Below are 26,000 nucleotides of genomic sequence, written 5' to 3'. Positions count from 1 at the left end.
GATGGATTCCCCGACGCCCATCGACGCCCTGACCGAAGCCGAAGCCGCCGACGAGCTGACCCGGCTCGCCGACGAGATCGCGGCGCACGACATCCGCTACCACCAGAACGACGACCCGACGATCTCGGACGCCGACTACGACGCCCTGAAGCGCCGGAACCTGGAGATCGAGGCGCGCTTCCCGCACCTGGTCCGCGAGAACTCGCCGTCGCTGAAGGTGGGCGCGGCGCGGTCCGAGAAGTTCCGGCCGATCGAGCATGGCGTGCCGATGCTCAGCCTCGACAACGCCTTCGCCGACGACGAGGCGGTGGAGTTCGACGCCCGCATCCGCCGGTTCCTGCGCCTCCCGCCCGACGAGACGGTGGGCTACACCGCCGAGCCGAAGATCGACGGGCTGTCGTGCTCGATCCTCTACCGAGGCGGCAAGCTGGTCCACGCGGCCACCCGCGGGGACGGACGCGTGGGCGAGGACGTCACCGCCAACGTCCGCACGATCACGGGCCTCCCGCACAGGCTGGCGGGCGAGGGCTGGCCCGACGAGATCGAGATCCGCGGCGAGGTCTACCTGAGCCACGAGGCGTTCGCGGCGATCAACGAGGCCGCCGCAGCCGCCGGCCAGAAGACCTACGCCAACCCACGCAACGCCGCCGCCGGCTCGCTGCGGCAGATCGATGCGAAGATCACCGCCGCGCGGCCGCTGCGGTTCTTCGCCTACGCCTGGGGCTCCCACTCCGCGCCGGTCGCCCGGACGCAGTGGGAGGCGTTGGGCAAGCTGAAGGCATGGGGCTTCCAGACCACGCCGGAGAGCTGCAGGGTGGAGAACGCCTCCGGGCTGCTGGAGGCCTACGCCAAGATGCAGGCCCTGCGGCCGCACCTCGGCTACGACATCGACGGGGTGGTCTACAAGGTGGACCGGCTGGACTGGCAGCAGCGGCTGGGCTTCATCACCCGCACGCCCCGCTGGGCGATCGCGCGCAAGTTCCCAGCCCAGCAGGCGCGTACGATCCTGGAGGCCATCGACATCCAGGTGGGGCGTACGGGCGCGATCACGCCCGTGGCGCGGCTTCACCCGGTGACGGTGGGCGGCGTCGTCGTGGTCAACGCCACACTGCACAATGCCGACGAGATCGCGCGGAAGGACATCCGGGTCGGCGACACCGTGATCCTGCAGCGGGCCGGCGACGTGATCCCGCAGATCGTCTCGATCGTACCCGAGGAGCGGCCGAAGGACTCGCAACCCTTCGAATTCCCCACCCACTGCCCTTGCCCGCTCCACACCGAGCTGGTGCGCGAGACCACCGCCGCCGGTGCCGAGACCGTCGTCCGGCGCTGCTCGGGCGAGTTCGCTTGTCCGTTCCAGAAGCTGGCGCACCTGCGCCACTTCGTGTCGCGGCGGGGGTTCGACATCGAAGGGTTGGGCGAGAAGCAGCTCACCCTGTTCGTGGAGAAGGGTTGGCTTCAGGCGCCCGCCGACATCTTCCGGCTGCACGAGAAGCGCGCCGAAATCCTGGAAATGGAGAGGTTCGGCGAGACCAGCGTCGGCAACCTGCTGGCCAGCATCGAGGATCGCCGGCGCATCGCGCTGGACCGCTTCATCTATGGGCTGGGCATTCGCCACATCGGCGAGACAACCTCGCTGGCGCTGGCGCGGCATTTCGAGACGGTGGAGCGCTTCGTCGAGATCTCGAAGGCGGCCGCCGAGCAGACGGCCGGGCCGTTGTACGCCGAGCTTTCCGACCTGGACGGCCTGGGTCCGACGGCGGTGGCCGCGATTCTGGAGTTCGCCCGTTCGGGCCAGGCGTTGCTGATCCCTCCGGAGATCTCGCTGGATGCGCATCTGCGCATCGCGATCCCGAAGCTGAACTCGAGGGCGCGGGCGGCGCTTGAGGCGCGGTTCGGCGACTGGTCCAGCCTGGAGGCCGCGGCCCGCCAGGCCGCCGCCGAGACGCCCGGCGACGCCTTCCTGGAAGTTGCCTCGGTGGACGCCGTCGGCGTGGTCGCTGCGCGGATGATCGCCGAGTTCTTCGGCGAGGACCACAACCGGGCCCTGGTCGACGACCTGCTGGCGGAGCTGAGCGTGATCCCGGCCGAGCGCCCGAAGACCGACACCGCCATCGCAGGCAAGACCGTGGTCTTCACCGGAGCCCTGGAGAAGATGACCCGCGACGAGGCCAAGGCCCAGGCCGAGGGGATGGGGGCGAAGGTGTCCGGCTCGGTGTCCAAGAAGACCGACATCGTGGTGGCGGGACCGGGCGCCGGGTCGAAGCTGAAGACCGCCAGCGAACTGGGGATCCAGGTCATGACGGAGGACGAGTGGCTGGCGCTCGTCGCAGGCTAGCCCCCGCGACGATTGGGCGGACTGCCCGTCGGCGGTTTGACCGCTAAGACGCGAGCATGGTTAGCGCGTCTGTGGAAACCGGAACCCCTCGGCCGATGCGGATCCTGCTGGTCGAGGATAACTCCGTGAACCGGCGGGTTCTCGGCGCGATGCTCCGCGCCGGTGGCTTCGAGATGGACGAGGCCGAGGACGGTCCGGCCGGACTGCGGATGATCGACGAGGCCGACTTCGATCTCGTACTCATGGACCTGAGGATGCCCGGCATGGACGGCATAACCGCCATCCGGCACATTCGCGCCCGCGCGGACACCAAGGCGGGCATCCCGGTCGTCGTGATCACCGCGGACGCCGGCTCGACGATCGAGGCCGAATGCCGGGCCGCCGGCGCCGACGACCTGGTCCTGAAGCCTGTATCGATGATGGCGTTGTTCAGCGCCATCGCGGCGTTGATCGGGGCCCCTGGCCAGGGCCAGGCGGGGCCGGCATAGATCCGACGCTCGATCGACCGGGGTTGGTTCATGATTCTCCTCGCCTTCCTGTTCGCCGCCGCGACTGCGGACCTGGATCCCCTATCTCCCGCCGAAGGTGGAAAACTGCAGTGCCACGCCCCGGACGTGGCGCGGAAGACCTGCGCGTCGATCGCAGCCTATGCCCGGGACCCGGACGGAACCCTGCAGAACACCGCCGCCATCCTGCTGCGCGCCGAACCCCTGATCGTAGCGCGATCGAAGGCGCCTGTGGTCATCAAGGGCGGGGCGGTGTGCGGGCGGATCACCGAAGGTGACTTCGCGGCGATGCTGTTCACGATCGATGGCCAGCCGGCCGACGCGCCAAACGCCGAGGCGATCCGCAACGCCATGCGGCCTGGATTCAACGCCATCCTGAACCGTGAGATCTGCACCCGCTACGTTCCAACGGGTGACCAGCTCAACGGCGAGGTGAGTGTCGACGGCAAACGGCGCCCCCAACTTGACCAGCCGGTGCGATGGGTCTCGCCAAGCGAGGGCTTCAGCGTCGCCCCCTGAACCGATCCGCCGCCCTACCGGCTGGCCTTCAGCTCGGCGCAGGCATCGGGTTCGGCGGTCCAAACGGCGCTCGCGATCTTCCACTGCCCGTCGACCTTGGCGAGGTCGAAGACATCGATCCCACAGTGGGTGGTCTTGCCGTCCAGCTTGAACTCATAGGGCGCCGTCACCGTCGCCATCAGGGTCCCGCGCAGGACCACCTTGGGCGACCACATGGCCTCGTGCAGCCCGGGGCGCAGGTTCTTGATGAAGTCCTCGACGGTCACCCGCGACACCTTCGTGCCCCCGCCGGGCGCCGGCCGGATGGCGGTGAACACGCTGGCCGGCAGGGCGGTGGCGGTGACCCCGGCGCCGTCGTTGGCGGCCATCGCGTCGAAGAACCGCTGGGCGGTTTTGACGGCGGCCTCCTCGTCGGCCGTGGACGCGGCGGCAGGGCCGGCGAGGGCCAGGACGGCGAGGACGGTCGGAATCAGCGGCTTCATAGTGTCTCCTCCGGCGCGGAGGAGACACGGGTTCCTGGCGTCACGCTAGCCCACCGGATAGGCGCGTACGGCCTTCATCTTCCAGGCTCCGTCCTCGCGGACCGCGAGCGAGATGTTGTTGAAACGGCGCACCTCCTTCCATGTCCCGTCCGGCTGGCGCTCTTCCACCCGGACCCAGAGGTCGGTGAGCACCAGGTCCGGGCCCAGCATGTCCTGCCCGCGGAACTCGCTGACGTGCCGCATCGTCCCGACGCGCTGGGCGAAGGCGCGGGTGAAGTAGGCGCGGATGTCGTCGCGGCCCAGCTGAACGGGCCCGCCGCCGCCGACCAGGAGGCTCGCGTCGGCGGCGTAGTAGCTGGCCATACGGTCGGCGTCCCGGGCGTCCCAGGCCGCATCCGCCGCGTCGCCCAGCGCGCGAAGCGCCTTGACGTCGGCGGGGGAGGGCGGGGCCGCCATGGCGGCGCCGGCGCCGGCGGCGGCCCAGGCGAGGGCCGCGATGAGCATGCTCTTCATGGGAGTCTCCACACGCCGGCATCCGCGCCGGCGGCGGGCTGTTGCCGCGGGGCAGGCGGCGACCGCAACGCGCTTTTCGCGGAATCGCGAGCCGTTTCGCGACTGGCGGTGGCGCTCAGGGGATGAGGCCGGCCTTGCGCGCAGCCAGGCCATAGGTCCGGCTGACCGGCGCGCGCACGCCGCCGCGGAGTACAAGGACGTGGCGGTCGCCATCGCGCTCGACGCGTTCCACCGCGTCCTTGGCGACCCACCACGACCGGTGGACCTGGATGCCCGCATCGCCGAGTTCGCGGACCGCGTCGGACAAGCGATGATGGATCAGGCTGTCGCCGCGATCGGTATGGACCCGCAGGTAGTGGTCCTCGGCGGCGAGGGCGACGACGGCGCTTCCCACCTCGGCCGGAAGCGCCCTGGCGAAACTGGCGGACTCGACCGCGGGCGCATGGGGACGCCGATGGAGGATCGTGGTCAGCGGCAGGAACAGTCCGACCGCGATCACGGCCACGCTCCCGTAGGTTTCGGCCAGGGAGCGTGGGGTCAGTACGCCACCGACGCGAAGCAAGCCCTCCACATAGGCGACCTCGAAGGTAGTGGGCACGGCGCCCAGGAGGGCGGCGGCGGTCGCCTGCAACCAGAGCGGCTGCCGCGCGAACCGGGAGGCCAGGCGCAGGGCGGCGAAGACCACGGCGGTCTGGGTCCACATCAGGACGGTCAGGCCGATCCAGTAGGCGTAGCGCTCGGTGATCGAGAGATCCCCATAGGTGCCGAACGGGCCCAGCACACCCAGCGCCGCCCCGGCCAGCGTTGCCGCCAGCCCGCCCCGCCACCAGGTGCTCACGCCGGAGAGACCGCCGTGACGATCCAGGTGGACGAGCCCAGCTTCACCCCCTCCGGACCCACCTGCGGGGCGAGGGCCGCGCGGACCGCGGCGATCACCGCGTCACGCTGGCCGGGGTTCTCGCGAAGGAGGGCGCCCAGCGGCCCGACCTTCAGCGCCAGCCCCACCGTGGTGTCCAGGTCGCCGGGGCCGATATCCTGCTCGTGCGGCGTCACCGCGACGTCCTGGAAGCCGGCGGACGCCAGGATGGCCTTCACCCGCTCGGGGTCGGCAAAGGCGAAGGGACCCGGCGCGCCTGGCTCGGGGGGCGGAGGCGGGCTGTCGACGTGGGCGAGCGCCGCCATCATCGGCAGACTCATGATGGGGTTCTCGGCCGGCGTACGCCAGCAGACGAAGGCCATGCGGCCGCCCGGCTTCATGGCCCGGCGGATGTTCGCGAAGGCGGCCTCGGGGTCAGCGAAGAACATCACTCCGAAGCGGGAGAACACCGCGTCGAAGCTCGCGGGCTCGAAGGGATAGGTCTGGGCGTCAGCTTCGAGGAAACGCGCGAGGTTGGTGTCGCGCACACGCCGCCGGGCGACGTCCAGCAGGACGTGGGAGATGTCGACGCCCAGCACCTCGGCCCCGCTGTGGGCGAGTTGCAGGGTCGTCTCCCCGGCGCCGCAGCCGATGTCGAGGACGCGCTGGCCCGAGCTCAGGTCCAGCTCCGCCATGGCGCGCCGACCCAGCGGCGCGAGCTGGCGGTCCAGCGGCGCCTGTAGGTCGGCCCAGGTCGGGCCGGCGGATTCGTTCCAGTAGGCGACCTGCTGGGCGTTGGCTTCGCTCATCAGATCGGCGCCGTCACATCGATCAGCCAGCTGCGGACTTCCGGCTCCACCAGCGGGCCGACCAGGTCGCGGACCCGGGCGTGGTAGGCGTCGAGCTGGGCCCGCTCGGCGGGGCTCAGCAGGTTGCGGTCGATCAGGCGGCGGTCGATGGGCGCCATGGTCAGGGTCTCGAAGCCAAGCATCGGCCGCTCCCCGCCGGGGATTGGGGCCGCGGGTGTCACGACCTGCAGGTTCTCGATGCGGATGCCGTAGCCGCCTTCCTTGTAGTAGCCGGGCTCATTGGAGAGGATCATCCCGGCCCTGAGGGCGACGTTGTTCGGCGCCTTGGAGATCCGCTGCGGCCCCTCGTGGACGCCCAGGTAGCTGCCGACGCCATGGCCGGTGCCGTGGTCGTAGTCCAGGCCGTGCATCCAAAGCGCATGGCGGGCCAGCACGTCGATGGCCGAGCCCGTGGTGCCGGCTGGGAAGCGGATCGCCGCCAACGCCAGGTGGCCCTTCAGCACCAGCGTGAAGCGCTCGCGCATCTCCCGGCTGGGCTCGCCGATAGCCACGGTGCGGGTGACGTCGGTGGTGCCGTCCAGGTACTGGGCGCCCGAGTCGACCAGCAGAAGGGAGCCCTGTTCGGAGCGCTTGTTCAGGCGCTCCGTCGGTCGGTAGTGGACGATGGCGCCGTTCGAGGCGGCGCCGGCGATGGTGTCGAAGGAAAGGTCCTTCAGCTTGCCGGTGGCGGCGCGGAGGGCTTCCAGCTTGCTGACCGCCTCCACCTCATCGGGAGGATTGATCTGACCCTCGGTGGCCAGCCAGTGCAGGAAGCGGGTAAGGGCCGCGCCGTCCCGGATGTGGGCGTTGCGGGTCCCCTGGATCTCCACGGCGTTCTTCTGGGCGCGGGGCAGGGCGCAGGGGTCCTCGGCGCGGATCACCGTGGCGCCGGCCTGGGCCAGGGTGTCGAAGTACCAGGCCGAGGATTGGGCGGGATCGACCACCACGCTCTGGCCCTTCAACTCGGCCAGCGCGGCGGGCAGCTCGTCCGGCGTCTCCAGCCGAACCTGATTGCCCAGCCAGGCCGGTAGGTCCGGCGTCACCTTGGCGGGATCGAGGAACAGGCGCGCCGTGCCGTCCTTGTTCAGGATCGCCTGGCCGATGGGCAGGGGCGAGCGGATGACGTCGCCGCCGCGGACGTTGAACAGCCACGCGATGGAGCTGGGCGCCGTCAGTACGGCGGCGTCGCCGCCCTTGGCCCCGATCTGCGCGCCGACGCGGGCGCGCTTGGCGTTGGAGTCCTCGCCGGAGAACTCCGCCGGGTGCGGTACGACCGGCGCGGCCGGCTGCGCCGGCCGGCTCTGGCCCCAGGCCAGGTCCAGCGGGTTGTCGTTGACGGGGGTAAGCTCGGCGCCGGTCTTGGCCGCGGCCGCCTTCAGGTGTCCGAGCGCGTCGGGGCTATGCAGGCGCGGATCGTAGCCGATCTTCTGGCCGCGGGCGGTGGCGGCCTCAAGGTAAGCCGGCACGCCGCCCTCCACCAGATCGCGAATCTCGAACAGGCCGGTGTCCACCTGGTCGCGAACCTGCAGGGTGTAGCGGCCATCCACGAAGACGGCGGCCTTGTCCTTCAGGATCACGGCCGCGCCGGCCGAGCCGGTGAAGCCGGTGGCCCAGGCCAGGCGGTCGTTGGCGGCGGGGAGGTACTCGTTCTGGTGCTCGTCCTCGTGGGGCACGAGGAAGCCGTCCAGGCCCTGCTTCGCCATCGCCTGGCGGATCAGGGGCACGTGCCTGGGCCCGAAGGAGCGGTCGGTGGTTTCGTCGAAGGTCTGGAACATGCGCGGGATTTAAGCCCTTCGACCGCGCTGGGCAAAGGGCCGCGCTTTCGCTTATTTAATCCGGGTAAAATTGACGACCGAAGCTCGGTCGCGTATTTCGGCGCAATGGACAAGCAGAGCCGCCGCGAGGCCATCCGCGACTACAAGGAGAAGCGATCCGTTCCCGGGGTCTATGCGGTGCGCTGCGCGCCCTCCGGCCAGGTCTGGGTGGCGGGTTCGCGCAACCTGGGCGCCCAGCAGAACGGCCTCTGGTTCAGCCTGCGCACCGGGGGCCATGCCAACAGGACCATGCAGGCGGCCTGGAACGCCCACGGCGAGGGGGCCTTCGCCTTCGAAGTGCTGGAAAGCATCGACGACGAAGACCTGACCCCGCTCGGGCGCGCCGATGCGATCAAGTCGCGCGAACGCCACTGGCTTGCGACGCTCGGCGCGACGAAGGCGGTCGGCTAGTTCTTGGGCTCGGGTTCGATCGTCACGGCGTTGTCGGCGGCCTGGGCGGCGTTGTCGATCGCCTGATCGGTCCGGGCGGCCGCGGCGCTGGCCGCGCTCTCGGTGGCCGACGCGGCGTTTGCTGCGGCGTTCTGGGCGGACTGCGCCGCAGTGGTGGCGGCCTGTTGCGCGTTCTGGGTGGCGGTGGCGAGGTTCGCTTCGGCGGCGCCTTGCTCGCGGGCGGCCTCCAGTTCGTTCGGCGTGGTGCCCGAGTTGCTCATGTAGAAGACGACGCCCACCAGGGCGATGACGGCCACGAGGGCGGCGACCCACCAGCCGGCGCTGCTGCTGCGTTCGCGGATAACCACCTGCGCCGGTTCGCCGGTCACGGTGGTGCGTTCGTATTGGTCGGACATTTTGGCGTCCTTCTCCCTAAGGCCCCGCTTGGGCTCGGGCGGAAGAACGCCGGCCTATGGCGCCGGTTCCAGGCGTCAGGCGCGACGCAGGACGAGTGTGGCCCATGCGTCGCGATGGATGCGGCGCACCAGCCGGAAGCCCTTGGACATGTAGGCGGCCAGGACCCGGCGCTCCTGGGTGCGCAGGAGGCCCGAGAGGATGGCGATCCCGCCGGGCTTCAGGGCCATCCTTATATCCTGGGAGAGCGCCACCAGCGGCGGCGCCAGGATGTTCGCGAACACCAGGTCGTAGGGGCCGTCGTTGCGGACCAGCGGGTCGTTGAGCCCCGAGGCATGGACGAACCGGGCATTGGCGCCGTTCAGCGCCGCGTTCTCGTTGGCGATCCGCACCGACGGCGCGTCGATGTCGGTGCCGACGGCGATGGGCGAGCCCGTGCGCGCCGCGGCGATGGCCAGCACGCCGGTGCCGCAGCCCACGTCCAACACGCGGTTGAATTTCTGGGCCTTCAGCAGGTCGTGGAAGGCCTGCAGGCAGCCGACGGTGGTGCCGTGGTGGCCCGTGCCGAAGGCCGCGCCAGCCTCGATCCGCAGGTTGATGGTGCTGGCCGGCGCCAGGCCCTTGTCGTGCGCCCCATAGACGAAGAAGCGGCCTGCGCGCACCGGCGGCAGGCCCGATAGCGCCATGGCCAGCCAGTCGGCGTCCGCGAGCTTCTCGGTGACGACGCGGAGCGTTGGGAACTTCGCCAGGATCTCGCCGATGGCGGCCTGTTCGTCGGGCTCGTTGGGGAAGGCGTCGATGCGCCAGACGTCGCGATCTTCGTCCTCCTCGAGGATGGAGAAGGTCAGGGCCTCGGTCGCAGGCGCGGACTCGAGCGCCTCCGCGGCGGCTTCGGCGTCGGCGCGCGGGCCGCGTGCGATGATCTGGTAGGCCTCTTCGCTCATGGGCGGGAGGCTCTAAAGGTCGGGAAGGCGAAAGGCGAGGGCGTTCAGTCCCCGGCCGGATAATCCTCGCCGTCAGCGGGAGGCGCCGGCGGGGCGGGAAGATCGCTCGCATGGACCACGTTGCCGTGCTCCGACGGATAGGACGTGGGCCCTCGCGGCTCTTCCTGCCAGCTTACGGGCCGCGCCTCCGGAGCTTCATAGGCCATGACGTCGGTGGCCTCGGACGCCGCCGCCTCAGGCTCCGCGCGTTCCTCGTAGGCCAGGGCCAGGTACTGCGGCGGCTTCAGGGCGTCGGTGCCGATGACGTAGTCCGGAACCCGGGGGCCGTAGGCGGCGACGCTGCCGCCGGACTGGGCGACTTCGCTCCGAGGCCCGCCGCCGGCGGCCTGGATCTGCGGGCCTCCGATCTCGTCCTCGTCCAGATCGGGATACATGGCCGAACCCATCAACAGCCCCGCGACCGCGGCGACGGCCACGCCGCCGAAGAGGGTCTTCACGTCCCGGTTCTGGATCAGGCTCCGCATGCCAGGAGATACGCGCAGGGCGCGGAATGGTTTCGGCCTAGAACCACTTCGCACGGCGGAAGGCGAAGAATAGGCCGAGGCAGACCGCGGTCACCGCGGCCAGCACCCCCGCTGGCCAGGATGTAGACCGCGTTGGGGCCCGTCGCCTTCAACCGTCCGCCTTCTCCACGAAGCTGTCGATCACCTTCTTCTCGCCGGCCTTGTCGAAGGTCACCGTCAGCTTGTTGCCCTCCACGCCCTTCACGGCGCCGTAGCCGAACTTGATGTGGAAGACGCGGTCGCCGCGCTTGTAGGCGCTGGCGGCGGAGCTTTCGGAGACGGCGACCAGGCGGCCGTCGCCTTCGATCGTCTGCTGCCGGCCGGGGTGGCTGCCGCGGTACTGGTTGGCCTGGGCCCTGCGCCAGCCGGGCGAGGAATAGCCGGCGCCGAAGGTAGGGTCCTCGTCCCAGCGCGAGCCGTGCTGCTGCATGCCGGGGCCGCCGCCGTAGTATCCGGTCTCGGAGCTGGCCTCGACATTGGCCGGCGGCAGCTCGTCCACGAAGCGGCTGGGGAGCTGGCTGGTCCAGCGGCCGTAGACCTGGCGATTGGCGGCGAAGGAGATGCGCGCCTCCTCGCGGGCGCGGGTGATGCCGACGTAGGCCAGGCGGCGCTCCTCCTCGAGCCCCTTCTCGCCCTTCTCGTCCATGCTGCGCTGGGACGGGAAGACGCCTTCCTCCCAGCCGGGCAGGAAGACCAGCGGGAACTCCAGCCCCTTGGCCTGGTGCAGGGTCATCACCTGGACGCTGTCGGCGGCCGAGCCGCGGTCCAGGTCCATCACCAGCGAGACGTGCTCCAGATAGGCTTCCAGCGTCTCGTAGCCGGCCATCGACTGGACCAGCTCCTTGAGGTTCTCCAGCCGGCCCTGGGCCTGGGGCGATTTGTCGAGCTTCAGCGCGTCAGTGTAGCCGCTCTCCTCCAGCACGGCTTCCATGAGCCGCGCATGGTGGATCTGCCCCGCCTGGCCGCGCCAGCGGTCGAGGTCGCGCAGGAAGTTGGAGAGCGAGGTGCGGGTGCGCGCGGCCAGTTCATCGGTGCGGACGATCTCTTCGGCCGCCTGGGTCAGGGTGCGGTAGCGCGTCGCGCCGGAGGCCTCGCCGGCCTCGACGATCTCGCCCGTCCGCCCGTCGAACAGCGGGCTGTCGTCGTGCAGGCGGGTCGGCCGTTGCGCCGCCAGGACGTGCAGGCGCTGGACCGTCGTGTCGCCGATCCCGCGCTTGGGAACATTGACGATCCGCTCGAACGCCAGGTCATCGTCCGGCGACTGGATCAGCCGCAGGTAGGCGATGGCGTCCCGGATCTCGGCGCGCTCGAAGAACCTCGGCCCGCCGATCACCACATAGGGAATCTGCAGCAGGACGAATCGCTCCTCGAACGCCCGCATCTGGAACGAGGCGCGGACCAGGATCGCCATGTCGCGGTACTTCCGGCCCGTGCGCTTGGCTTTCTCGATCTCGTCGGCGATCAGCCGGCTCTCGGCGTCGCCGTCCCAGATGCCGCGGACGACCACCTTCTGGCCGTCCTGGCTGTCGGTCCACAGGGTCTTGCCCAGCCGGCCCTTGTTGGTGGCGATGAGGCCCGAGGCGGCGGCCAGGATGTGGCTGGTCGAGCGGTAGTTCCGTTCCAGCCGCACCACCTTGGCGCCCGGGAAATCCCGCTCGAAGCGCAGGATGTTGTCCACCTCGGCGCCCCGCCAGCCGTAGATCGATTGGTCGTCATCGCCCACGCAACACAGGTTCTGGCTCTTCTGGGCCAGCAGGCGCAGCCAGAGGTACTGGGCCACGTTGGTGTCCTGGTACTCGTCCACCAGCAGGTATTTGAAGCGGTCGTGGTACTCGGCCAGCACGTCCGGCCGGCTGACGAAGATGGTCAGGTTGTGCAGCAGCAGGTCGCCGAAGTCGCAGGCGTTCAGGATGCGCATCCGCTCCTGGTACAGCCGGTACATCGCCTGGCCCTTGCCGTTGGCGAAGGCCTGGGCCTCGGCGGGCGGCAGCTGGTCGGGCCGCCAGCCGCGGTTCTTCCAGTGGTCGATCAGCCCCGCCAGCGCCTTGGGCGTCCAGCGCTTGGTGTCGATGTTCTCGGCCTCCAGCACCTGCTTGATCAGCCGCTCCTGATCGTCGGTGTCGAGGATGGTGTAGTTCGACTTCAGCCCCACCAGTTCGGCGTGCTTGCGAAGGATCTGGGCCGCCACCGAGTGGAAGGTGCCCAGCCAGCGCAGGCCCTCCGCGGACGGGCCGATGATGTGGGCGATCCGCTCGCGCATCTCGCGGGCGGCCTTGTTGGTGAAGGTGACGGCCAGCAACTCCCAGGGCCGCGCCCGTCCGGTGGCCAGGATGTGCGCCAGCCGGGTGGTCAGCACCTTGGTCTTGCCGGTGCCGGCGCCGGCCAGCACCAGAACCGGCCCGTCGACCGCCTCCACCGCCGCCCGCTGCTCTGGGTTCAGGCCTTCGAGATAGTCGGCCGGCCGCGCGTCGACGCGGGCAAGGTCGCTGATGCGGGGGGCAGGCAGGTCGGAAGATTCGGAAGAGGACATCGGAACATATGTAGCACGAAGCCTTGCCGACTTAAGGGGCGGAACGGCCCGCGTCGGCGATCCGTTTGGCAAGAGCCATGACCGAACGTCGCACCAGCCCGTGGATCGCCTTCGTCGCCGGCGCAGTGGCGATGCTGGCGCTCGCGCTCATCTGGTACGCCTGGCAAGGGCGCGACGACGTGGGCAGCGCGGCCGAGACGGCGATCCGGGCGGCGGACGGAATTCCGGCGATAGAACCGCCCCGGCTGCCGGACGCGCCCCGTATTCCCGACGCGCCGATCCCGGTTCCGAAGTAGCCCACCCAAGCCAGCCATGACGGGGGGCGGGTTGGCGGCTACAAGAGCGGCATGACGTCTCCGGCCGTCCCCGCGCCAGGCTCCAACATCCGCATCCTCCGCGTCGCCGCGGTGATCGTGCTCGCTTGGTCCGCCGTGGCGCTGTTGCTCGCGACCCAAGGCTACCTCACCAGCGGCGGCGCCCAGCCCTGGTGGCGGTCGCTGGGCTATTCGTTCGCGATCTTCTCGGTCTGGGCGGTGCTGACGGCGCCGATCCTGATGGCGGTCCGCCGGATCGAGGCTTCGCGCTGGAGCTTCACGCAGCGGCTGGCGGCCTATGCGGCGGGGGTGCTGGTGGTCGGCGCGCTGCACGTGGGCCTGTTCGCCCTGGTCTACTGGCCGATCTACAACGACGGCGGGCGCATCCCGACGCGCTGGGCGATGGGAGAGCGGATGTTCGTCCGCAACCTCGGGACCAATGTCATCTTCTATGCCGGCGTCGTCGGGGCGGGGCTGTTCCTGACGCGCCGCGAGCGTCGCCTCGCACCCGTCGCGCCGGACGTCCTGCGGGCCCGCAGCCGGGGCGCGGTGCGGATCGTGCCGCTGGATCAGGTCGACTGGATCGAGGCCGCCGGCAACTACGCCGAGGCGCACACAACGGCCGGCGCGGTGCTGCTGGATGAGTCGCTGGCCTCGCTGGCCGCGCGGCTGCCCGCCGACCGGTTCGCGCGTATCCATCGGCGGGCCATCGTGCGGCTGGACCGGATCGTCGAGGTCCGCAGCCTGGGCCGCGGCGACGCGGATGTCGTGTTGAGCTCGGGGCCGGCCCTGAGGCTCAGCCGGCGCTACCGAGACGCCCTCTCGGCCCTGCTGAACGGGCGCTGACCCGCTCGTCACCGCGGCGGTCCCGCTCGCGGACCGGCGGCTTCCGCCGCGTGCGGTCCGCCGCCATCCGCAGGTCATGCGAAACCTCCGACTGCCCTGCCTCGCCCTGGCCTTCGCCGCCGGCTTCACCGGCCAGCTCCATGCCGCGACCGCGCCACCCGATGGCGTCTATGTGGTGGGCGCAATCCAGCGCCTGCACGCCAGCGAGCCCTCGTTCTCGTTCGACCACCTGCGCCGGATCATCGAGGCCGTGCGTCCGGACGTGATGGTGCTGGAAGTCCGCCCCGACGAACTGGCCGCCCGCAAGGAGACGCCGGGCCGGCCGGAGTATCCAGCAGTGGTCTGGCCCTGGCTCTCCGGGCATCCCACCGCGGCGCTGCCTATGGAACCCGGCGGCGACGTGTTCGAGGCGATGACCGGCGCGGCCGGCCGCCGCTTCGAGGCGTTCGGGAAGGCGAAGCCCGACGCCGACGCCTACATGACCCGCCTGGCGCGCGCGCTGTCGACCGTGCTGCAGGACCATTGGCGCCATCCGGCCGACGCCCACGACGCCATCACCCTCGACCTCGTCCGCGCCCAGGGGCTGGCCCAGGCCCAACTCGGCGGGCCGGAGTTCGCGACCAGCCAGGCGGAGTGGGACGGCTACATGGTGGCCCGAGCCCGCGAGGCGATCGCCGCCAATCCCGGCAAGCGGATCCTGGTGCTGGCCAGCTACCGCAACCTGGAGGCCTTCCGCGCCGGGCTGAAGGGCGAGGCCCGCCTCGTGGACATCGAGCCGTGGCTGCGGAGTGTCCTACCCCCCGCGCGCGAACCCTAGGGCCGCCACGCGGCAGGCCGAGGCGAGGGGGCGTCCGGCCCGGCCGCGGTCGATGCTGACGATCAGGGCGGCGAGGCTGGAGCCGCGGCACACCGCCATCTCGTCCAGCACCGCCCAGAACTCCGGCTCCAGCGCGATCGAGGTCGCGTGGCCGGACAGCAGGACGGAGCGCTTTTTAAGGGTGGCCATGCGCCCTCTGTTTACGAACTTCCGGCTAGATTGCGCCAGCCCTTGCAAAAAAATGACGGGGGCGTCATCTTTGGGCCCAATAGGCTCACGCAGGATCTGCCCTTCCTATGGCCATGACCGCCGACACCACCGATTTCCGTCCCGAACCGCGGCCCATATCGACCAAGCTCGACTGGGGACATGCCTGGCGCTCGCTGCAGCGCCTGCTGGCCGACAAGGAAGACACCCGCCAGGTCTTCGAGATCATGCGCGCCCTGAACGGAGCTTCGACCGCCAACGGCTACCAGCGCCTGCTGACCACGCCGGAAGGCGGCCGCATCGCCTTCGAGCGGCAGGAGTTCGCCGACAAGCTGATGGATGACGCCTGGCTCGACAGCCTGCCCGAGGGCAGCGTCGGCGCGGCCTATCGGACGTTCATCCGCTCCGAGCGACTTTCCGCCGACGGCCTGGCCGAGATCAGTCGTGAAGGCCGCAACGACATCGACGAGCCGCACCCCTATGCCTGGTTCGGCCGCCGCACCCGCGACGTGCACGACATCTGGCACATCCTGTCAGGCTATCACCGCGACGCCCTGGGCGAGGCCTGTCTCGTCGCCTTTTCCTACGCCCAGACCAAGGGGCTGGGCTGGGCGCTGATCGCGTTTGGCGCGGCCTCGCGGGCCCGCAAGGACAAGACGCAGCCGTACGTGAAGGCGATCTGGCAGGGCTACAAGCGCGGCAAGGCCGCCAAGTGGCTGCTGGGCGAGGACTACGAACGCCTGATGGCCGAACCGCTGGAGGCCGCCCGCAGGCGCCTCGGCATCACCCCGCCCACCATCTACGACTCGATCCCGGCCGGCGTGCGCGACCGGGCCTTGCCCACCGCCGCCTAGGACCGCTAGTCAGGACGCTCGAGCGGGAGGGGGCCCAGGGGGCCATCCGGGCCGCGCTTGGGGGTAGGGCGTGTCTTTGCGAAGCGTTGTGGCGCAAGGCCTCGGATCGGTCCTCATGGTCGGCGCTGTGGTCGCCGCACTGGCCGGCGTCCTGTCGCACGGAGCCGGCTTCTATCCTTGGCTGGATCTGATCGCCCATTTCGCGCCGGTCTACATGGCGGTGGCGCTGGGCTGCATGGTGATCGCGATCCTGACCCGCCTGCCGGGACGGGGCGTCATCCTGGTCGCCTCGGCCGTGGCCATTGTCGCCGGCGGCGTGCTGGTCGGCCCGGAGGTCTCCCGGTCGAACGGATCGGAAGCGCCTTTCGACCGTGAGGGTCAGATCAAGGTCATCCAGATCAACGCCCTGCGCACCAACGCAGACATCGGCCGCGTCGCCGACTGGCTGATCGCCCAGGATCCAGACGTGGTGACCGTCAGTGAGGCGCGCCACGACCTGCGCGACCTGCTCGTCAGGCGGGCGGGCTGGAGCACCGCCGGCGCACACGGCTCGCTGATGATCTTCACGCGCGAGCCGTATGTGAAGATGGACCGCCCGAGGCTTCGCGCCGGCGGCGACCTGAGCTTTGTCAACGCCACCTATGCGACCCCGCGCGGCCCGATCGAGATCGTGACCACCCACCTGGATTGGCCCACCAGCCCTCTGGTCGCGGGACAGGTCCGGGACCTTGAGGACGTGGTCGGCCGGCTGCCGCGCGAGCGGATGATCCTGACGGGCGACTTCAATGCGGCCCCCTGGTCGGCGGAGTTGCGCCGCCTGGACACGACGTTGGGGCTCGTCCGCCGCGATCGCGCCGTGGCGACCTGGCCCGCGCAACTGTCCGGTCGCGCCTGGCGCGTTCCGATCCTGCCGATCGACCACATCTACGCCGGGCGCGGGTGGTCGACGGTCAAGGTGGAGCGGGGTCCCTGGCTGGGCTCCGATCATTATCCGCTGGTCGTGACCCTGGCGCCGGTCGTCCAGCCCTAATCCTCGCGCTTCTTGCCCTCGAGATCGCGCCGGGCGCGCTCGGCGTCGAGCCGGGCGACGGCCTTCCCGCCCTTGGTCTGGCCGAACCGTACGCGGTTCTCGGCGGCCTGCGTCTTGCCCGCGGCGCGCGCCTTGGCCTTGCGGGCCTTATTGAGGTTGATCAGCTCGGCCATGAACCCTGACGCCCGACGCCCGTTACCCCGTCCCTAGCGACGAGGAGATGATTATGATCCAGGCCTCCCAAATCCGCGAGCACATGGAAGTTGTCGGGTCCGACGGCGGCCATGTGGGCAAGGTGGACCACGTGATGGGTGACGAGATCGAGCTGTCCAAGCTGGACCTCGGCTCCGGCTTCAAGCACCACCTGATCCCGCTCACCTGGGTGGAGACGATCCAGGACGACAAGGTGCGCCTCAACCTGACCAAGGAGGCCGCCAAGGCCGGCTGGCGCGAGAAGCACTAGCCACCCTCGAGGACGGTCGGCGCCCGGCACGAGCCGGCGGCCGACCGTGCCTCGCAGGACGAGACCCATCGCGCCACCGCGGCGCCGATGGCGTCGGGGTAATCCTCCTGCAGATAGTGCGCGCCTGGGCCCAGGCTGACGAGTTCGCAGCCGTCGAGGCCGGCGGCGAAGGTGCGCGCGAAGTCGGGTGAGACCAGCGCGCCCGGCTCTCCCGTGAAGAGCAGTTTCGGATAGGTCGAGGCGGCCAGCGCCCGATGTGCCTCCACGAGCATAGCATGGACATCGGCCGGCTCGCCGGCGATGGGCAGCTCGTTGGGAAACCGCCACGTGGGGAGCCTGGACTCGCGCGTGGGGAAGGGCGCGCGATAGACCGCCATCTCGTGCTCGCTGAGGGTGCGCCGGATCGACCCAGGCAGCACCCGTTCGACGAAGGCGTTGCCGTCCAGGATCAGGGCCTCACCCTCACCCGGCGTCCGGAATTTTCGGAAGGTGTCGCGGGCCGCCTGGACTTGGTGGAAGTCGTCCCAGTCCGCGAACGGCCGGATGAACTCCATGAACGCCAGGCCCTTCACGAAATCCGGCCGGCGGGACGCCAGGTGGAAGGCCAGCGCCGTGCCCCAATCCTGGGCGACGAGGTAGGCCGAGCGGATTTCCAGCGCGTCGAGGAAGGCGTCCAGGTAACCCACATGGTCGCCGAAACGGTAGGCGATGTCGGGCTTGCCCGATTGGCCGAAGCCGATCAGGTCCGGTGCGACGACATGGGCCACGCTTGCGACGTGGGGCATGATTCCCCGCCAGATGAACGACGAGGTCGGGTTGCCATGCAGGAACACGACGGCCGGCGCCCCCTCGCGTCCCACCTCGCGATAGGCCATGTGGGAATCGAGCACCGGAACTCGGTCGAGAACGTCGTCGGGGTTTTCGTTCAAGCTCGGGCTCCGGCGCTCTGGACACCATGGCCCGCTCGTCGCCGCGCTCCAATCAGGCTGAGGGCAACGCCCGTGGACGGGGCGGGAACGGCGGCAGGTCGGTGTTGAGACGCGGAATCCCGGGGAAGTTGCTCGAGTTCGAAATGACCGGTCGGACGGATCCTGGCTATTTCACGTTGGCGCAGAAGCGCTGGATGCGCTGACAGGCGTCTTCCAGCACGCTGTTGGCCGTGGCGTAGCTGATCCGGAAGAAGGGCGAGAGGCCGAAGGCCGCGCCGAACACCACCGCCACGCCCTCGGTCTCCAGCAACTCGACCGCGAAATCGGCGTCCGACGTGATGACCTTGCCCGAAGGCGCCGTCCTGCCGATCAACTCCTCGCAGGAGGGGTAGACGTAGAAGGCGCCCTCCGGCGTCGGGCATTGGATGCCGCGCGCCTGGTTCAGCATCGAGACCACCAGGTCGCGGCGCTGTTCGAACAGCTTGGCGTTCGGCTTGATGAAGTCCTGCGTGCCGTTCAACGCCTCCACCGCCGCCCACTGCGAGATCGACGAGGGGTTCGACGTCGTCTGGCTCATGACCTTGGCCATGGCCTTGATCAGCGGTTCGGGGCCGGCGGCGTAGCCGATCCGCCAGCCGGTCATGGCGTAGGCCTTGCTGACCCCGTTCATGGTCAGGGTGCGGTCGTAGAGCGCCGGCTCAACCTGGGCGATGGTGGTGAACTCGAAGTCCCCGAACACCAGGTGCTCGTACATGTCGTCGGTCAGGATCCAGACCTGCGGATGGCGTAGCAGCACCTCGGCGATCGCCTTCAGTTCGGCGCGCGTGTAGGCCGCGCCGGACGGGTTCGAGGGCGAGTTCAGCAGGATCCACTTGGTCTTGGGCGTGATCGCCGCCTCCAACTCCGCCGCCTGCAGCTTGAAGCCGCGCTCGGCGGTGGTCGGCACGGCGACCGGCTTGCCGCCGGCCAGCAGCACGATGTCCCAGTAGCTGACCCAGTAGGGCGTGGGGACGATCACCTCGTCGCCGGGGTTCAGGGTGGCGATCATGGCGTTCCAGATCACCGGCTTGCCGCCAGGCGACACATTCACCTGCGAGGTCTTGTAGGTGAGCCCGTTCTCGCGCTGGAACTTGGCGACGATGGCTTCCTTCAGCTCGGGAATGCCGTCGACGTTGGTGTACTTGGTCTTGCCATCGCGGATCGCCCTGATGGCGGCTTCCTTGATGTTGTCCGGGGTGTCGAAATCCGGCTCGCCGGCGGCCAGCCCGATCACGTCCTTGCCCTGGGCCTTCAACTCGCGGGCCTTCGCGTCGGCCGCCAGGGTGGCGGACGGCTTCACGCGGGCGAGCGCAGCGGATTCCAGGAAGGACATGATGGAGTAGACTCCCGGCTGAGGTTCGGACGGGCGCGGGTGTAACCCATGCTGCGCCGCATTCAAACCCGCCGGGAGCCACTCTCTCCAGAGCCAGTGTGTCGGAAGCGGCGCCTCAGACGAAGTTGGTCAGGCCGATGTCCGCAAGGGTGCGGCCCGTCAGCAGGATCGAGGTGTCCGCGCCGTCGGCCGGATCTCCGACGTCGGCGAAGACGTAGAGGTCGCCGCCGACCTGGGCGACGACATAGACCACGCCAGAGCCCGAGATGTGCTGGTTGGCGATCGAAAACGCCGTCGCGTAGCTGTCCGCCACGAACTCGGAATAGGAGAGCGGCAGGATGGAGCTCGAGCTCAGGATGCTGACGGCGTCGAAGTGCAGGCTGTCGCCGCTTTCCCAGTCGCGGATCTCGGCTTCCACGCCGGCCGACGGTTCGGTCCTGGCGACGAAGTCGAACTCGTCGCGGCCTTCGCCGCCGAAGATGATGTCGCGGCCCGCGCCGCCGGAGACGATGGTGTCGGCGCCGGCGCCGCCGTCGAGCGTCGTGGCCTCCGGCCCCCGGCTGACCAGCTGGTCGGCCCCGTCGCCGCCGCTCAGGCTGTCCGCCCCGAAGCCGCCGCTCAAGTTGTCGTTCCCGAGACCGCCGATCAGGGTGTCATTGCCAAGCCCGCCGATGACCTCGTCGTCGCCGAGGTCGCCCGATAGGTAATCCGCGCCGTCGCCTCCGCCGACGAAATCGTCGCCCTGGCCGCCCAGCAGGGTGTCGTTGCCCGCGCCGCCGATGATCTCGTCCGCGCCGAGATTGCCGTTGGCCCAATCGCCGGCCTCGCCGGCCACGCCGCTGGCGTCGCGGCTGGCGTAGATCACGTCGTCGCCCTGGCCGCCGTGGATGGAATCCGCGCCTTCGCCCCCGGCCAGCAGGTCGTCGCCGCCGTTGCCCTGCAGGAAGTCGCGCCCCCCTTCGCCGGCCAGGCTGTCATGACCCGGACCGCCGTAGAGACCGTCGTCGCCCACGCCGGCCGTGAAGCGGTTGTCGCCGGTGTCGCCGATGTAGAGCTGCGAACCGTCGGCCATCACCAGACCGCCGGTCTTGGAGAGCTGGACCAGCTCGGTCGAAAACGCCACCGTCCGGCCCTCGTAGGTCACGAAGATCCGCGGGAGCTCCGGCGTCAGGGCTAGTGGATCGTACGACTGGTAGGCGACGCTGACCGTGCGCGCCGGCCCGCCGTTGAAGGTCAGGGTGTCGCCGGACCGGATGGCCAGCGCCTGTTCGGGGGTGATCGTATCGAAGGCGTATTCGAGCAAGCGACGGCTCCAGGCTTATCCGCTTTGTTGGTTCATGTTGCGTAAAAACGCAACATGCAAATTCGCCCCAGGAGCGTAGCATTCTTGACCGCGCCCCGCGAACACGCGACCCCTCCGGCCGAATGCGCCGGATATTCGCCTTCCTGTCGAACCTCGACGCCCAGGCGTGGCGCTCGCTGCTGGTCTCGTTCGTGCTGTTCGGCGGGGTGGGGGTAGTCTTCTTCTTCGGGGCCCAGTTCCTGGGCTTTGACGGCGAGCGGACGCTGGAGGGCTGGCTCGGCGCGGCGCGGGGGCCGTGGTCGTTGCCGGTGGCCGTCGCGGCCTTCGCCGCCCTGGCCTTCGTCGGCACGCCACAGATCGTGCTGATCGCCGCCGCGGTGGTGGCCTTCGGACCGCAACTCGGCGCGGCCTACAGCTGGATCGGCACCATGGTCTCGGCGCTGGTCGGCTTCTACCTGGGGCGCAGCGCCGGCGCGCGAGTGCTGGAGCGGTTCTCGGGCGACGGCGTGCGGCGGTTCATGCGGCTGGTCGGCCAGAACGGGTTCCTGGCCAGCCTGATCGTGCGGCTGGTGCCCTCGGCGCCGTTCATCGTCGTCAACATGGCGGCCGGGGTGACCCCCATGCGGGCGCTGCATTTCATCGCCGGGACGGGCATCGGCATCGTCCCGAAGATCGCGCTCACGGCTTCCGCGGGCGCGTCGATCGTCCAGCTGATGAAGGGCGAGATCGCCGGCCACTGGGTGGAACTGGTCGCCGTCGCCGCCATATGGCTGGCCATTGGGTGGTTCGCACGGCGCTGGCTGCAGCGACGGGGAAAGGGAGAGGAATGATCCGTCTGTTCTATTCGCTGGGCTCGTGTTCGCTGGCCTCGCACATTGCGCTGGAGGAGGCGGGCGCCGACTACGAGGCCGTGCGCACCAACGTCCGGGCAGGCGAGCAGCTCAAGCCCGAGTACCTGGCCATCAATCCCAAGGGGCGCGTTCCGGCGCTGGTCACGGAGCAGGGCGTGCTGACCGAGAACGTCGCGATCCTGGCCTGGATCGCCCAGACATTTCCGCAAGCGAAGCTGGCGCCGACCGATCCGTGGGCCTTCGCCCAGGCCCAGGCGTTCAACAGCTATCTCGCCTCCACCGTCCACGTGGCCCACGCCCACCGCCACCGGGGCTACCGCTGGGCCGACGAGGAGAGCTCGTTCGAGGACATGCGCCGCAAGGTCCCGCAGACCGTGGGCGCCTGCTTCCAGCTCATCGAGGACGAGTTCCTCAAGGGCCCCTACGTGCTGGGCGAGGCGTTCTCGATCTGCGACGGCTATCTCTTCACCGTGGCCGACTGGCTCGAGGGCGACGGGGTCGATCCGCGGAAATTCCCCAAGGTCTACGAACACCGGGAGCGGATCCGGGCTCGGCCCGCGGTCGGCAAGGTTCTTGCCGAAGAGGCGGCTTAAAGCCGCGTCGGGCGCAAGATGCTTGCGGCGGCGTCGTCGTTTCTGTAGATGCAGCGCCATGCGCACGCGGCTCGACAGCCTGCTTCTTCTCTCGCTGGGGCTTAGCCGCCCCTGGGCGCCTCTCTAGGCACGCGCATCTTCGCGGCCGGGCGACCAGGGGTCTGACACCTCCGTCCCCAGAACTGAACATCGCGAAGAGACCCAGAGAAATGACCGCTCCCGTAACCGATTCCGCTTCGGCCCCGTCCACCGCGTCCGAGCGCGACCGCGTCATCGTCTTCGACACCACCATGCGCGACGGCGAACAGTCGCCCGGCGCCTCCATGTCGCACGACGAGAAGCTGGAACTCGCGAAGATCCTCGAGGACATGAAGGTCGACGTGATCGAGGCCGGCTTCCCGATCGCCTCGAACGGCGACTTCGAGGCCGTCCGCGCCATCTCCGAGATCGTGACGGAAAGCATCGTATGTGGCCTGGCCCGCGCCGGCATGGCCGATATCGAACGCTGCGCCGAGGCGGTAAGGAAGGCCAAGCGTGGCCGGATCCACACCTTCCTGTCCACCAGCCCCAGCCACCGCGACCACATCCTGCACGCCAGCCAGGAAGACATCCTGGAGATGATCACCAAGTCGGTGACCCATGCCCGCAACCTGTGCGGCGACGTGGAGTGGTCGGCCCAGGACGCCACGCGCACGGAGCAGGACTTCCTGCGCCGCTGCGTCGATGCCGCGATCCGCGCCGGCGCCACCACCATCAACCTGCCGGACACGGTGGGCTACAGCTATCCGTCCGAGTATGCCGAGATGTTCCGCGACATCATCGCCAACGTGGACCGCGCCGACACCGTCATCTTCTCCACTCACTGCCACAACGACCTGGGCCTGGCGGTCGCCAACAGCCTGGCCGGGGTCCAGGGCGGCGCGCGCCAGGTCGAGGTGGCGGTCAACGGCATCGGCGAGCGGGCCGGCAACGCGGCGCTGGAAGAGATCGTCATGGCCCTGCGGGTCCGCGGCGACACCCTGCCGTTCTTCACCGGCATCGAGACCCAGCACATCACCCGGGCCAGCCGCTACGTCTCGGCGATCACCGGCTTCCCGGTCCAGTTCAACAAGGCGATCGTCGGCAAGAACGCCTTCGCCCACGAGAGCGGCATCCACCAGGACGGGATGCTGAAGGACCGCGGCACCTACGAGATCATGCAGCCCGAGGACGTGGGGCAGGGCTCCTCGAACCTGGTCATGGGCAAGCACTCGGGCCGCCACGCCTTCCGCGAGAAGCTGAAGGACCTGGGCTACGAACTGGGCCAGAACGCGCTCAACGAGGCGTTCCAGCGCTTCAAGGACCTGGCCGACAAGAAGAAGCACGTCTTCGACGACGACATCATCGCCCTGGTGGACGACGCCCTGGCCTCCAGCGCCGACAAGGTCCAGGTGAAGCACCTGCGGGTGATCGCCGGCACCGAGGGGCCGCAGGAGGCCTTCCTGACGGTGACCATCGACGGTGTCGAGAAGTCGGCCAACGCCACCGGCGACGGCCCCGTGGACGCGGTGTTCAACGCCATCCACGCGGTGGTGCCGCACGACGCCATCCTGCGCCTCTTCCAGGTGCACGCGGTGACCGAGGGCACCGACGCCCAGGCCCAGGTCTCGGTCCGGCTCGAGGACGACGGCCGCATCGCCACCGGCTCGGCGGCGGACACGGACACGCTCACCGCCTCGGCCAAGGCCTATGTCAACGCGCTCAACAACCTCTTCGCGAGGAAGGAAAAGAGCGCGCCGGGCAAGGTCGCCAGCGGGTTCTAGAACCCGAACCACTCACAAAATTTGTCATCCCGGAAAGCCGCATAGGCGGCTTGTCCGGGACCCATAAGCGCCCGATCGTCGTGGGTTCGCGCGTACCGTCAGGTGCGTGTGTGTCCCGGTCTTTCGCTGCGCGAAAACCGGGATGACACCGGAATGCTCTGGATACTCCTGACCCTGGTGGCCGCGCCGCTCCAGGTGGCGCGCAACGCCATGCAGCGCGGGCTGGTGGAAGACGCCGGCCCCTGGGGCGCCACCCTGGTGCGCTTCCTGTTCGGCCTGCCCTTCTCGATCGCGATCTTCGCCGTCGCCGCCCTGCTGAACTCCGGCGCCACACCGCACTGGGGCGCTCCGTTCTGGTCGGGCGCGATCATCGGCGCGATCAGCCAGGTGACAGCCACTGCGATCCTGCTGATGGCCATGAGCCGGTCGGGATTCGCCGTGGCGACCATGCTGCAGCAGTCGTCCCTCCCGCTGGCGGCGATCATGGGCTGGCTGGTGCTGGGCGACCGACTGAGCGGCGGCGTTTGGGCGGGCGTGGCGGTGGCGACGCTGGGACTGCTGGTGTTGTCCTGGCCCCGGCGGGGGCACGGCCGCGCCGACCTGGTCGGCGGGCTGCTGGGCCTCGCGTCCGGCGCGGCGTTCGCCGTCGCCTTCAACGGCTTCCGCGAGGCCGGGCAATCCCTCGATCCCCAACACCCGCTGTTCTCCTCGAGCGCGGCCCTCGTGGTCGCCCAGGCTATGCAGTCGCTGGTGCTGACCTCCATCCTGGCGATCACGCGGCCGCAGGCGCTCAGGTCGGTGACCGGGAGCTGGAAGTCCTCCTTGGCGGCGGGGTTCTTCGGCTCCGCGGCGTCGGCCTGCTGGTTCGGCGCGCTCGCGCTGGCGCCGGCCGCGCCGGTGCGGGCGGTGGGCCTGATCGAAGGGCCGATCGCCGCCGCCGTGGGCCGCAAGCTGTTCCGCGAGAAGCTGCGGCCACGCCAGTGGATCGGCGGCGGGCTGACGGCGGTGGGCCTGCTGCTCTGCGCCCTCGGCTAGTTCTTCTTCACGAATTCGGCCCGCAGGACGAGGCCCTTGATGCTCTCGTGCCGGCAGTCGATCTCCTGGGCGTCGCCCGTCAAGCGGATCGAGCGGATCACCGTGCCGCGCTTCAGCGTCTGCCCCCCCGCGCCCTTGACCTTGAGGTCCTTGATCAGGGTGACGGCGTCCCCGTCGGCCAGCAGGTTGCCCACCGCGTCGCGGACCTCGACTGTCCCGGCCGCCCTGGCGCGCTCGGCCGCATCGGCCGCGCTGATCCACTCGCCCGTGGCCTCGTCGTAGACGAAGTCGCCGTCCTCGCTCATGCCGTCCTCCCTGGTGTGGGGCAGGCCTTAGAGGGTTCGGCGGGTGGGCGCCAGCAAAGCTCTAGTCGTGCGAAAGCGGCGCGCCGCCGCCGCCCAGGTTCACGACTTCGATCGACGTGATCAGCCGCGCCCCGCGCGCCGGCCGCAGGTCGCCCTCGGCCACCACCTTGAACGGCCCGTCCTTGGCGTCCAGCGCCGCGCCGTCGGCCTTGTCCGCCAGGATGATGCGGTTCGGCCGGGTGCCCGGATCGAGCTCGGCCAGGCCATAGACCACCGCATAGCCGTCAGAGGCTCGCACCACGACGGCATGGGCCAGCGCTGGCCCGCGCAGCGCCTTGCCCGTCGGGACGCCGGCCTTGGCCAGCACCTCGATCAGCAACGGGCCCTCGTAGGTATGCTTCTGCCCGTGCGCATCGAACACGAAGCTTACTCGCGGGAGCTTCGCGACCTCTGCGGCGGTTACGGTCACGGCCTGGCCGGAGGGGCCCTTGAGAGCGAGGCTTTGGGCTGAGGCAGGGGCGGCGAGAGCCGCAAGGACCATGGCGAAGATCGGGTGCTTCAA

At 69.7% G+C, this 26,000-nt stretch carries 30 protein-coding genes; 14 read left to right on the top strand and 16 right to left on the bottom strand.

What is annotated here, in order from left to right; genetic code table 11:
- The first annotated feature begins 1 nt into the window (after nt 1).
- From ligA to EPO51_RS11145, 3 genes are read left to right on the top strand one after another with little or no spacing between them, the layout of a single operon-like run.
- A complete protein-coding gene (ligA, locus tag EPO51_RS11155; RefSeq protein ID WP_293350166.1) occupies nt 2-2,338 on the top strand; it encodes an NAD-dependent DNA ligase LigA in 2,337 nt (778 codons plus the stop codon).
- A 56-nt stretch (nt 2,339-2,394) separates the two neighbouring features.
- Nucleotides 2,395-2,826: a response regulator gene (locus EPO51_RS11150; protein WP_293350163.1), complete on the top strand. Its 432-nt coding sequence runs from the start codon at nt 2,395-2,397 to the stop codon at nt 2,824-2,826.
- Between the two features lie 30 nt (nt 2,827-2,856).
- Complete coding sequence (locus EPO51_RS11145; protein ID WP_293350160.1) at nt 2,857-3,363, top strand: hypothetical protein; 507 nt, start codon at nt 2,857-2,859, stop codon at nt 3,361-3,363.
- 14 nt (nt 3,364-3,377) lie between these two features.
- Here EPO51_RS11145 and EPO51_RS11140 read toward each other — a convergent pair whose 3' ends face one another.
- The 5 genes from EPO51_RS11140 to EPO51_RS11120 form a co-directional block, all read right to left on the bottom strand.
- A complete protein-coding gene (locus tag EPO51_RS11140; protein ID WP_293350158.1) occupies nt 3,378-3,845 on the bottom strand; it encodes a nuclear transport factor 2 family protein in 468 nt (155 codons plus the stop codon).
- Between the two features lie 45 nt (nt 3,846-3,890).
- A complete protein-coding gene (locus tag EPO51_RS11135) occupies nt 3,891-4,358 on the bottom strand; it encodes an SgcJ/EcaC family oxidoreductase (protein ID WP_293350156.1) in 468 nt (155 codons plus the stop codon).
- Nucleotides 4,359-4,473: 115 nt separating this feature from the next.
- Nucleotides 4,474-5,196, bottom strand: a complete 723-nt coding sequence (locus tag EPO51_RS11130; RefSeq protein ID WP_293350153.1) for a LytTR family DNA-binding domain-containing protein — start codon at nt 5,194-5,196, stop codon at nt 4,474-4,476.
- On the bottom strand, nt 5,193-6,023 hold the full coding sequence (locus EPO51_RS11125) for a class I SAM-dependent methyltransferase (protein ID WP_293350151.1): 831 nt from the start codon (nt 6,021-6,023) through the stop codon (nt 5,193-5,195). The genes EPO51_RS11130 and EPO51_RS11125 overlap by 4 nt, the downstream gene beginning before the upstream one ends.
- A complete protein-coding gene (locus EPO51_RS11120; protein ID WP_293350148.1) occupies nt 6,023-7,837 on the bottom strand; it encodes an aminopeptidase P family protein in 1,815 nt (604 codons plus the stop codon). The genes EPO51_RS11125 and EPO51_RS11120 overlap by 1 nt, the downstream gene beginning before the upstream one ends.
- Before the next feature lie 105 nt (nt 7,838-7,942).
- On the opposite strand from EPO51_RS11120, the gene EPO51_RS11115 reads away from it, so the two are divergent.
- Nucleotides 7,943-8,287 (top strand): GIY-YIG nuclease family protein, encoded by a 345-nt coding sequence (locus EPO51_RS11115; RefSeq protein ID WP_293350145.1) that lies wholly within the window; start codon nt 7,943-7,945, stop codon nt 8,285-8,287.
- On the opposite strand, the gene EPO51_RS11110 is transcribed toward EPO51_RS11115, so the two are convergent.
- From EPO51_RS11110 to EPO51_RS11095, 4 genes are all read right to left on the bottom strand, one after another.
- Nucleotides 8,284-8,682, bottom strand: coding sequence for a hypothetical protein (locus EPO51_RS11110; protein WP_293350142.1), 399 nt, complete (start codon nt 8,680-8,682; stop codon nt 8,284-8,286). The genes EPO51_RS11115 and EPO51_RS11110 overlap by 4 nt on opposite strands.
- 75 nt (nt 8,683-8,757) lie before the next feature.
- Entirely contained in the window at nt 8,758-9,624 is an 867-nt protein-coding gene (locus EPO51_RS11105) for a 50S ribosomal protein L11 methyltransferase (protein WP_293350139.1), read from the bottom strand.
- Nucleotides 9,625-9,668: 44 nt separating this feature from the next.
- A complete protein-coding gene (locus tag EPO51_RS11100) occupies nt 9,669-10,148 on the bottom strand; it encodes a hypothetical protein (RefSeq protein WP_293350136.1) in 480 nt (159 codons plus the stop codon).
- 148 nt (nt 10,149-10,296) lie between these two features.
- Nucleotides 10,297-12,717 carry an ATP-dependent helicase gene (locus tag EPO51_RS11095; RefSeq protein WP_293350133.1) on the bottom strand — a complete coding sequence of 807 codons (2,421 nt, stop codon included), beginning with the start codon at nt 12,715-12,717 and terminating at the stop codon, nt 10,297-10,299.
- A gap of 77 nt (nt 12,718-12,794) precedes the next feature.
- On the opposite strand from EPO51_RS11095, the gene EPO51_RS11090 reads away from it, so the two are divergent.
- The 3 genes from EPO51_RS11090 (at nt 12,795) to EPO51_RS11080 (ending at nt 14,694) form a co-directional block, all read left to right on the top strand.
- Nucleotides 12,795-13,013, top strand: a complete 219-nt coding sequence (locus tag EPO51_RS11090; protein WP_293350130.1) for a hypothetical protein — start codon at nt 12,795-12,797, stop codon at nt 13,011-13,013.
- A gap of 51 nt (nt 13,014-13,064) precedes the next feature.
- A complete protein-coding gene (locus EPO51_RS11085) occupies nt 13,065-13,877 on the top strand; it encodes a LytTR family DNA-binding domain-containing protein (protein WP_293350127.1) in 813 nt (270 codons plus the stop codon).
- A gap of 76 nt (nt 13,878-13,953) precedes the next feature.
- Nucleotides 13,954-14,694, top strand: a complete 741-nt coding sequence (locus tag EPO51_RS11080) for a hypothetical protein (RefSeq protein ID WP_293350124.1) — start codon at nt 13,954-13,956, stop codon at nt 14,692-14,694.
- On the opposite strand, the gene EPO51_RS11075 is transcribed toward EPO51_RS11080, so the two are convergent.
- A complete protein-coding gene (locus tag EPO51_RS11075; RefSeq protein ID WP_293350121.1) occupies nt 14,671-14,883 on the bottom strand; it encodes a ribbon-helix-helix domain-containing protein in 213 nt (70 codons plus the stop codon). The genes EPO51_RS11080 and EPO51_RS11075 overlap by 24 nt on opposite strands.
- Before the next feature lie 107 nt (nt 14,884-14,990).
- Here EPO51_RS11075 and EPO51_RS11070 point away from each other — a divergent pair, with 107 nt between their 5' ends.
- Complete coding sequence (locus tag EPO51_RS11070; RefSeq protein ID WP_293350117.1) at nt 14,991-15,755, top strand: Coq4 family protein; 765 nt, start codon at nt 14,991-14,993, stop codon at nt 15,753-15,755.
- A gap of 115 nt (nt 15,756-15,870) precedes the next feature.
- Nucleotides 15,871-16,785 (top strand): endonuclease/exonuclease/phosphatase family protein, encoded by a 915-nt coding sequence (locus EPO51_RS11065; RefSeq protein ID WP_293350114.1) that lies wholly within the window; start codon nt 15,871-15,873, stop codon nt 16,783-16,785.
- On the opposite strand, the gene EPO51_RS11060 is transcribed toward EPO51_RS11065, so the two are convergent.
- A complete protein-coding gene (locus EPO51_RS11060) occupies nt 16,782-16,958 on the bottom strand; it encodes a DUF4169 family protein (RefSeq protein WP_293350111.1) in 177 nt (58 codons plus the stop codon). The genes EPO51_RS11065 and EPO51_RS11060 overlap by 4 nt on opposite strands.
- Nucleotides 16,959-17,011: 53 nt before the next feature.
- On the opposite strand from EPO51_RS11060, the gene EPO51_RS11055 reads away from it, so the two are divergent.
- Nucleotides 17,012-17,248 carry a DUF2171 domain-containing protein gene (locus EPO51_RS11055; RefSeq protein ID WP_293350109.1) on the top strand — a complete coding sequence of 79 codons (237 nt, stop codon included), beginning with the start codon at nt 17,012-17,014 and terminating at the stop codon, nt 17,246-17,248.
- On the opposite strand, the gene EPO51_RS11050 is transcribed toward EPO51_RS11055, so the two are convergent.
- The 3 genes from EPO51_RS11050 to EPO51_RS11040 all read right to left on the bottom strand — a co-directional run bounded on the left by EPO51_RS11050 (nt 17,245) and on the right by EPO51_RS11040 (nt 20,852).
- Nucleotides 17,245-18,177 (bottom strand): haloalkane dehalogenase, encoded by a 933-nt coding sequence (locus tag EPO51_RS11050; RefSeq protein WP_293350106.1) that lies wholly within the window; start codon nt 18,175-18,177, stop codon nt 17,245-17,247. The genes EPO51_RS11055 and EPO51_RS11050 overlap by 4 nt on opposite strands.
- A gap of 166 nt (nt 18,178-18,343) precedes the next feature.
- Nucleotides 18,344-19,549 carry a pyridoxal phosphate-dependent aminotransferase gene (locus tag EPO51_RS11045; RefSeq protein ID WP_293350103.1) on the bottom strand — a complete coding sequence of 402 codons (1,206 nt, stop codon included), beginning with the start codon at nt 19,547-19,549 and terminating at the stop codon, nt 18,344-18,346.
- Nucleotides 19,550-19,664: 115 nt separating this feature from the next.
- Nucleotides 19,665-20,852: a calcium-binding protein gene (locus EPO51_RS11040; protein ID WP_293350100.1), complete on the bottom strand. Its 1,188-nt coding sequence runs from the start codon at nt 20,850-20,852 to the stop codon at nt 19,665-19,667.
- A 122-nt stretch (nt 20,853-20,974) separates the two neighbouring features.
- On the opposite strand from EPO51_RS11040, the gene EPO51_RS11035 reads away from it, so the two are divergent.
- From EPO51_RS11035 to EPO51_RS11020, 4 genes are all read left to right on the top strand, one after another.
- Complete coding sequence (locus tag EPO51_RS11035; protein ID WP_293350098.1) at nt 20,975-21,682, top strand: TVP38/TMEM64 family protein; 708 nt, start codon at nt 20,975-20,977, stop codon at nt 21,680-21,682.
- Nucleotides 21,679-22,296, top strand: coding sequence for a glutathione S-transferase family protein (locus EPO51_RS11030; RefSeq protein ID WP_293350095.1), 618 nt, complete (start codon nt 21,679-21,681; stop codon nt 22,294-22,296). Before EPO51_RS11035 ends, EPO51_RS11030 begins: the two co-directional genes overlap by 4 nt.
- A 209-nt stretch (nt 22,297-22,505) precedes the next feature.
- A complete protein-coding gene (locus tag EPO51_RS11025) occupies nt 22,506-24,098 on the top strand; it encodes a 2-isopropylmalate synthase (RefSeq protein WP_293350092.1) in 1,593 nt (530 codons plus the stop codon).
- A 153-nt stretch (nt 24,099-24,251) separates the two neighbouring features.
- Nucleotides 24,252-25,133, top strand: a complete 882-nt coding sequence (locus EPO51_RS11020; protein WP_293350089.1) for a DMT family transporter — start codon at nt 24,252-24,254, stop codon at nt 25,131-25,133.
- On the opposite strand, the gene EPO51_RS11015 is transcribed toward EPO51_RS11020, so the two are convergent.
- Both EPO51_RS11015 and EPO51_RS11010 read right to left on the bottom strand, forming a co-directional pair.
- On the bottom strand, nt 25,130-25,390 hold the full coding sequence (locus tag EPO51_RS11015) for an alkylphosphonate utilization protein (RefSeq protein WP_293351128.1): 261 nt from the start codon (nt 25,388-25,390) through the stop codon (nt 25,130-25,132). The two genes, EPO51_RS11020 and EPO51_RS11015, sit on opposite strands and share 4 nt — an antisense overlap.
- Nucleotides 25,391-25,499: 109 nt before the next feature.
- The gene (locus tag EPO51_RS11010; protein ID WP_293350086.1) at nt 25,500-26,000 is read right to left on the bottom strand and encodes a molybdopterin-binding oxidoreductase; all 501 of its coding nucleotides are present in this window, start codon (nt 25,998-26,000) and stop codon (nt 25,500-25,502) included.

The organism is Phenylobacterium sp., from assembly GCF_004297125.1.
Taxonomy (GTDB): domain Bacteria; phylum Pseudomonadota; class Alphaproteobacteria; order Caulobacterales; family Caulobacteraceae; genus Phenylobacterium.
Note: the sequence above shows the minus strand (reverse complement) of the source record. Positions and strands in the feature narration are given on the sequence as shown.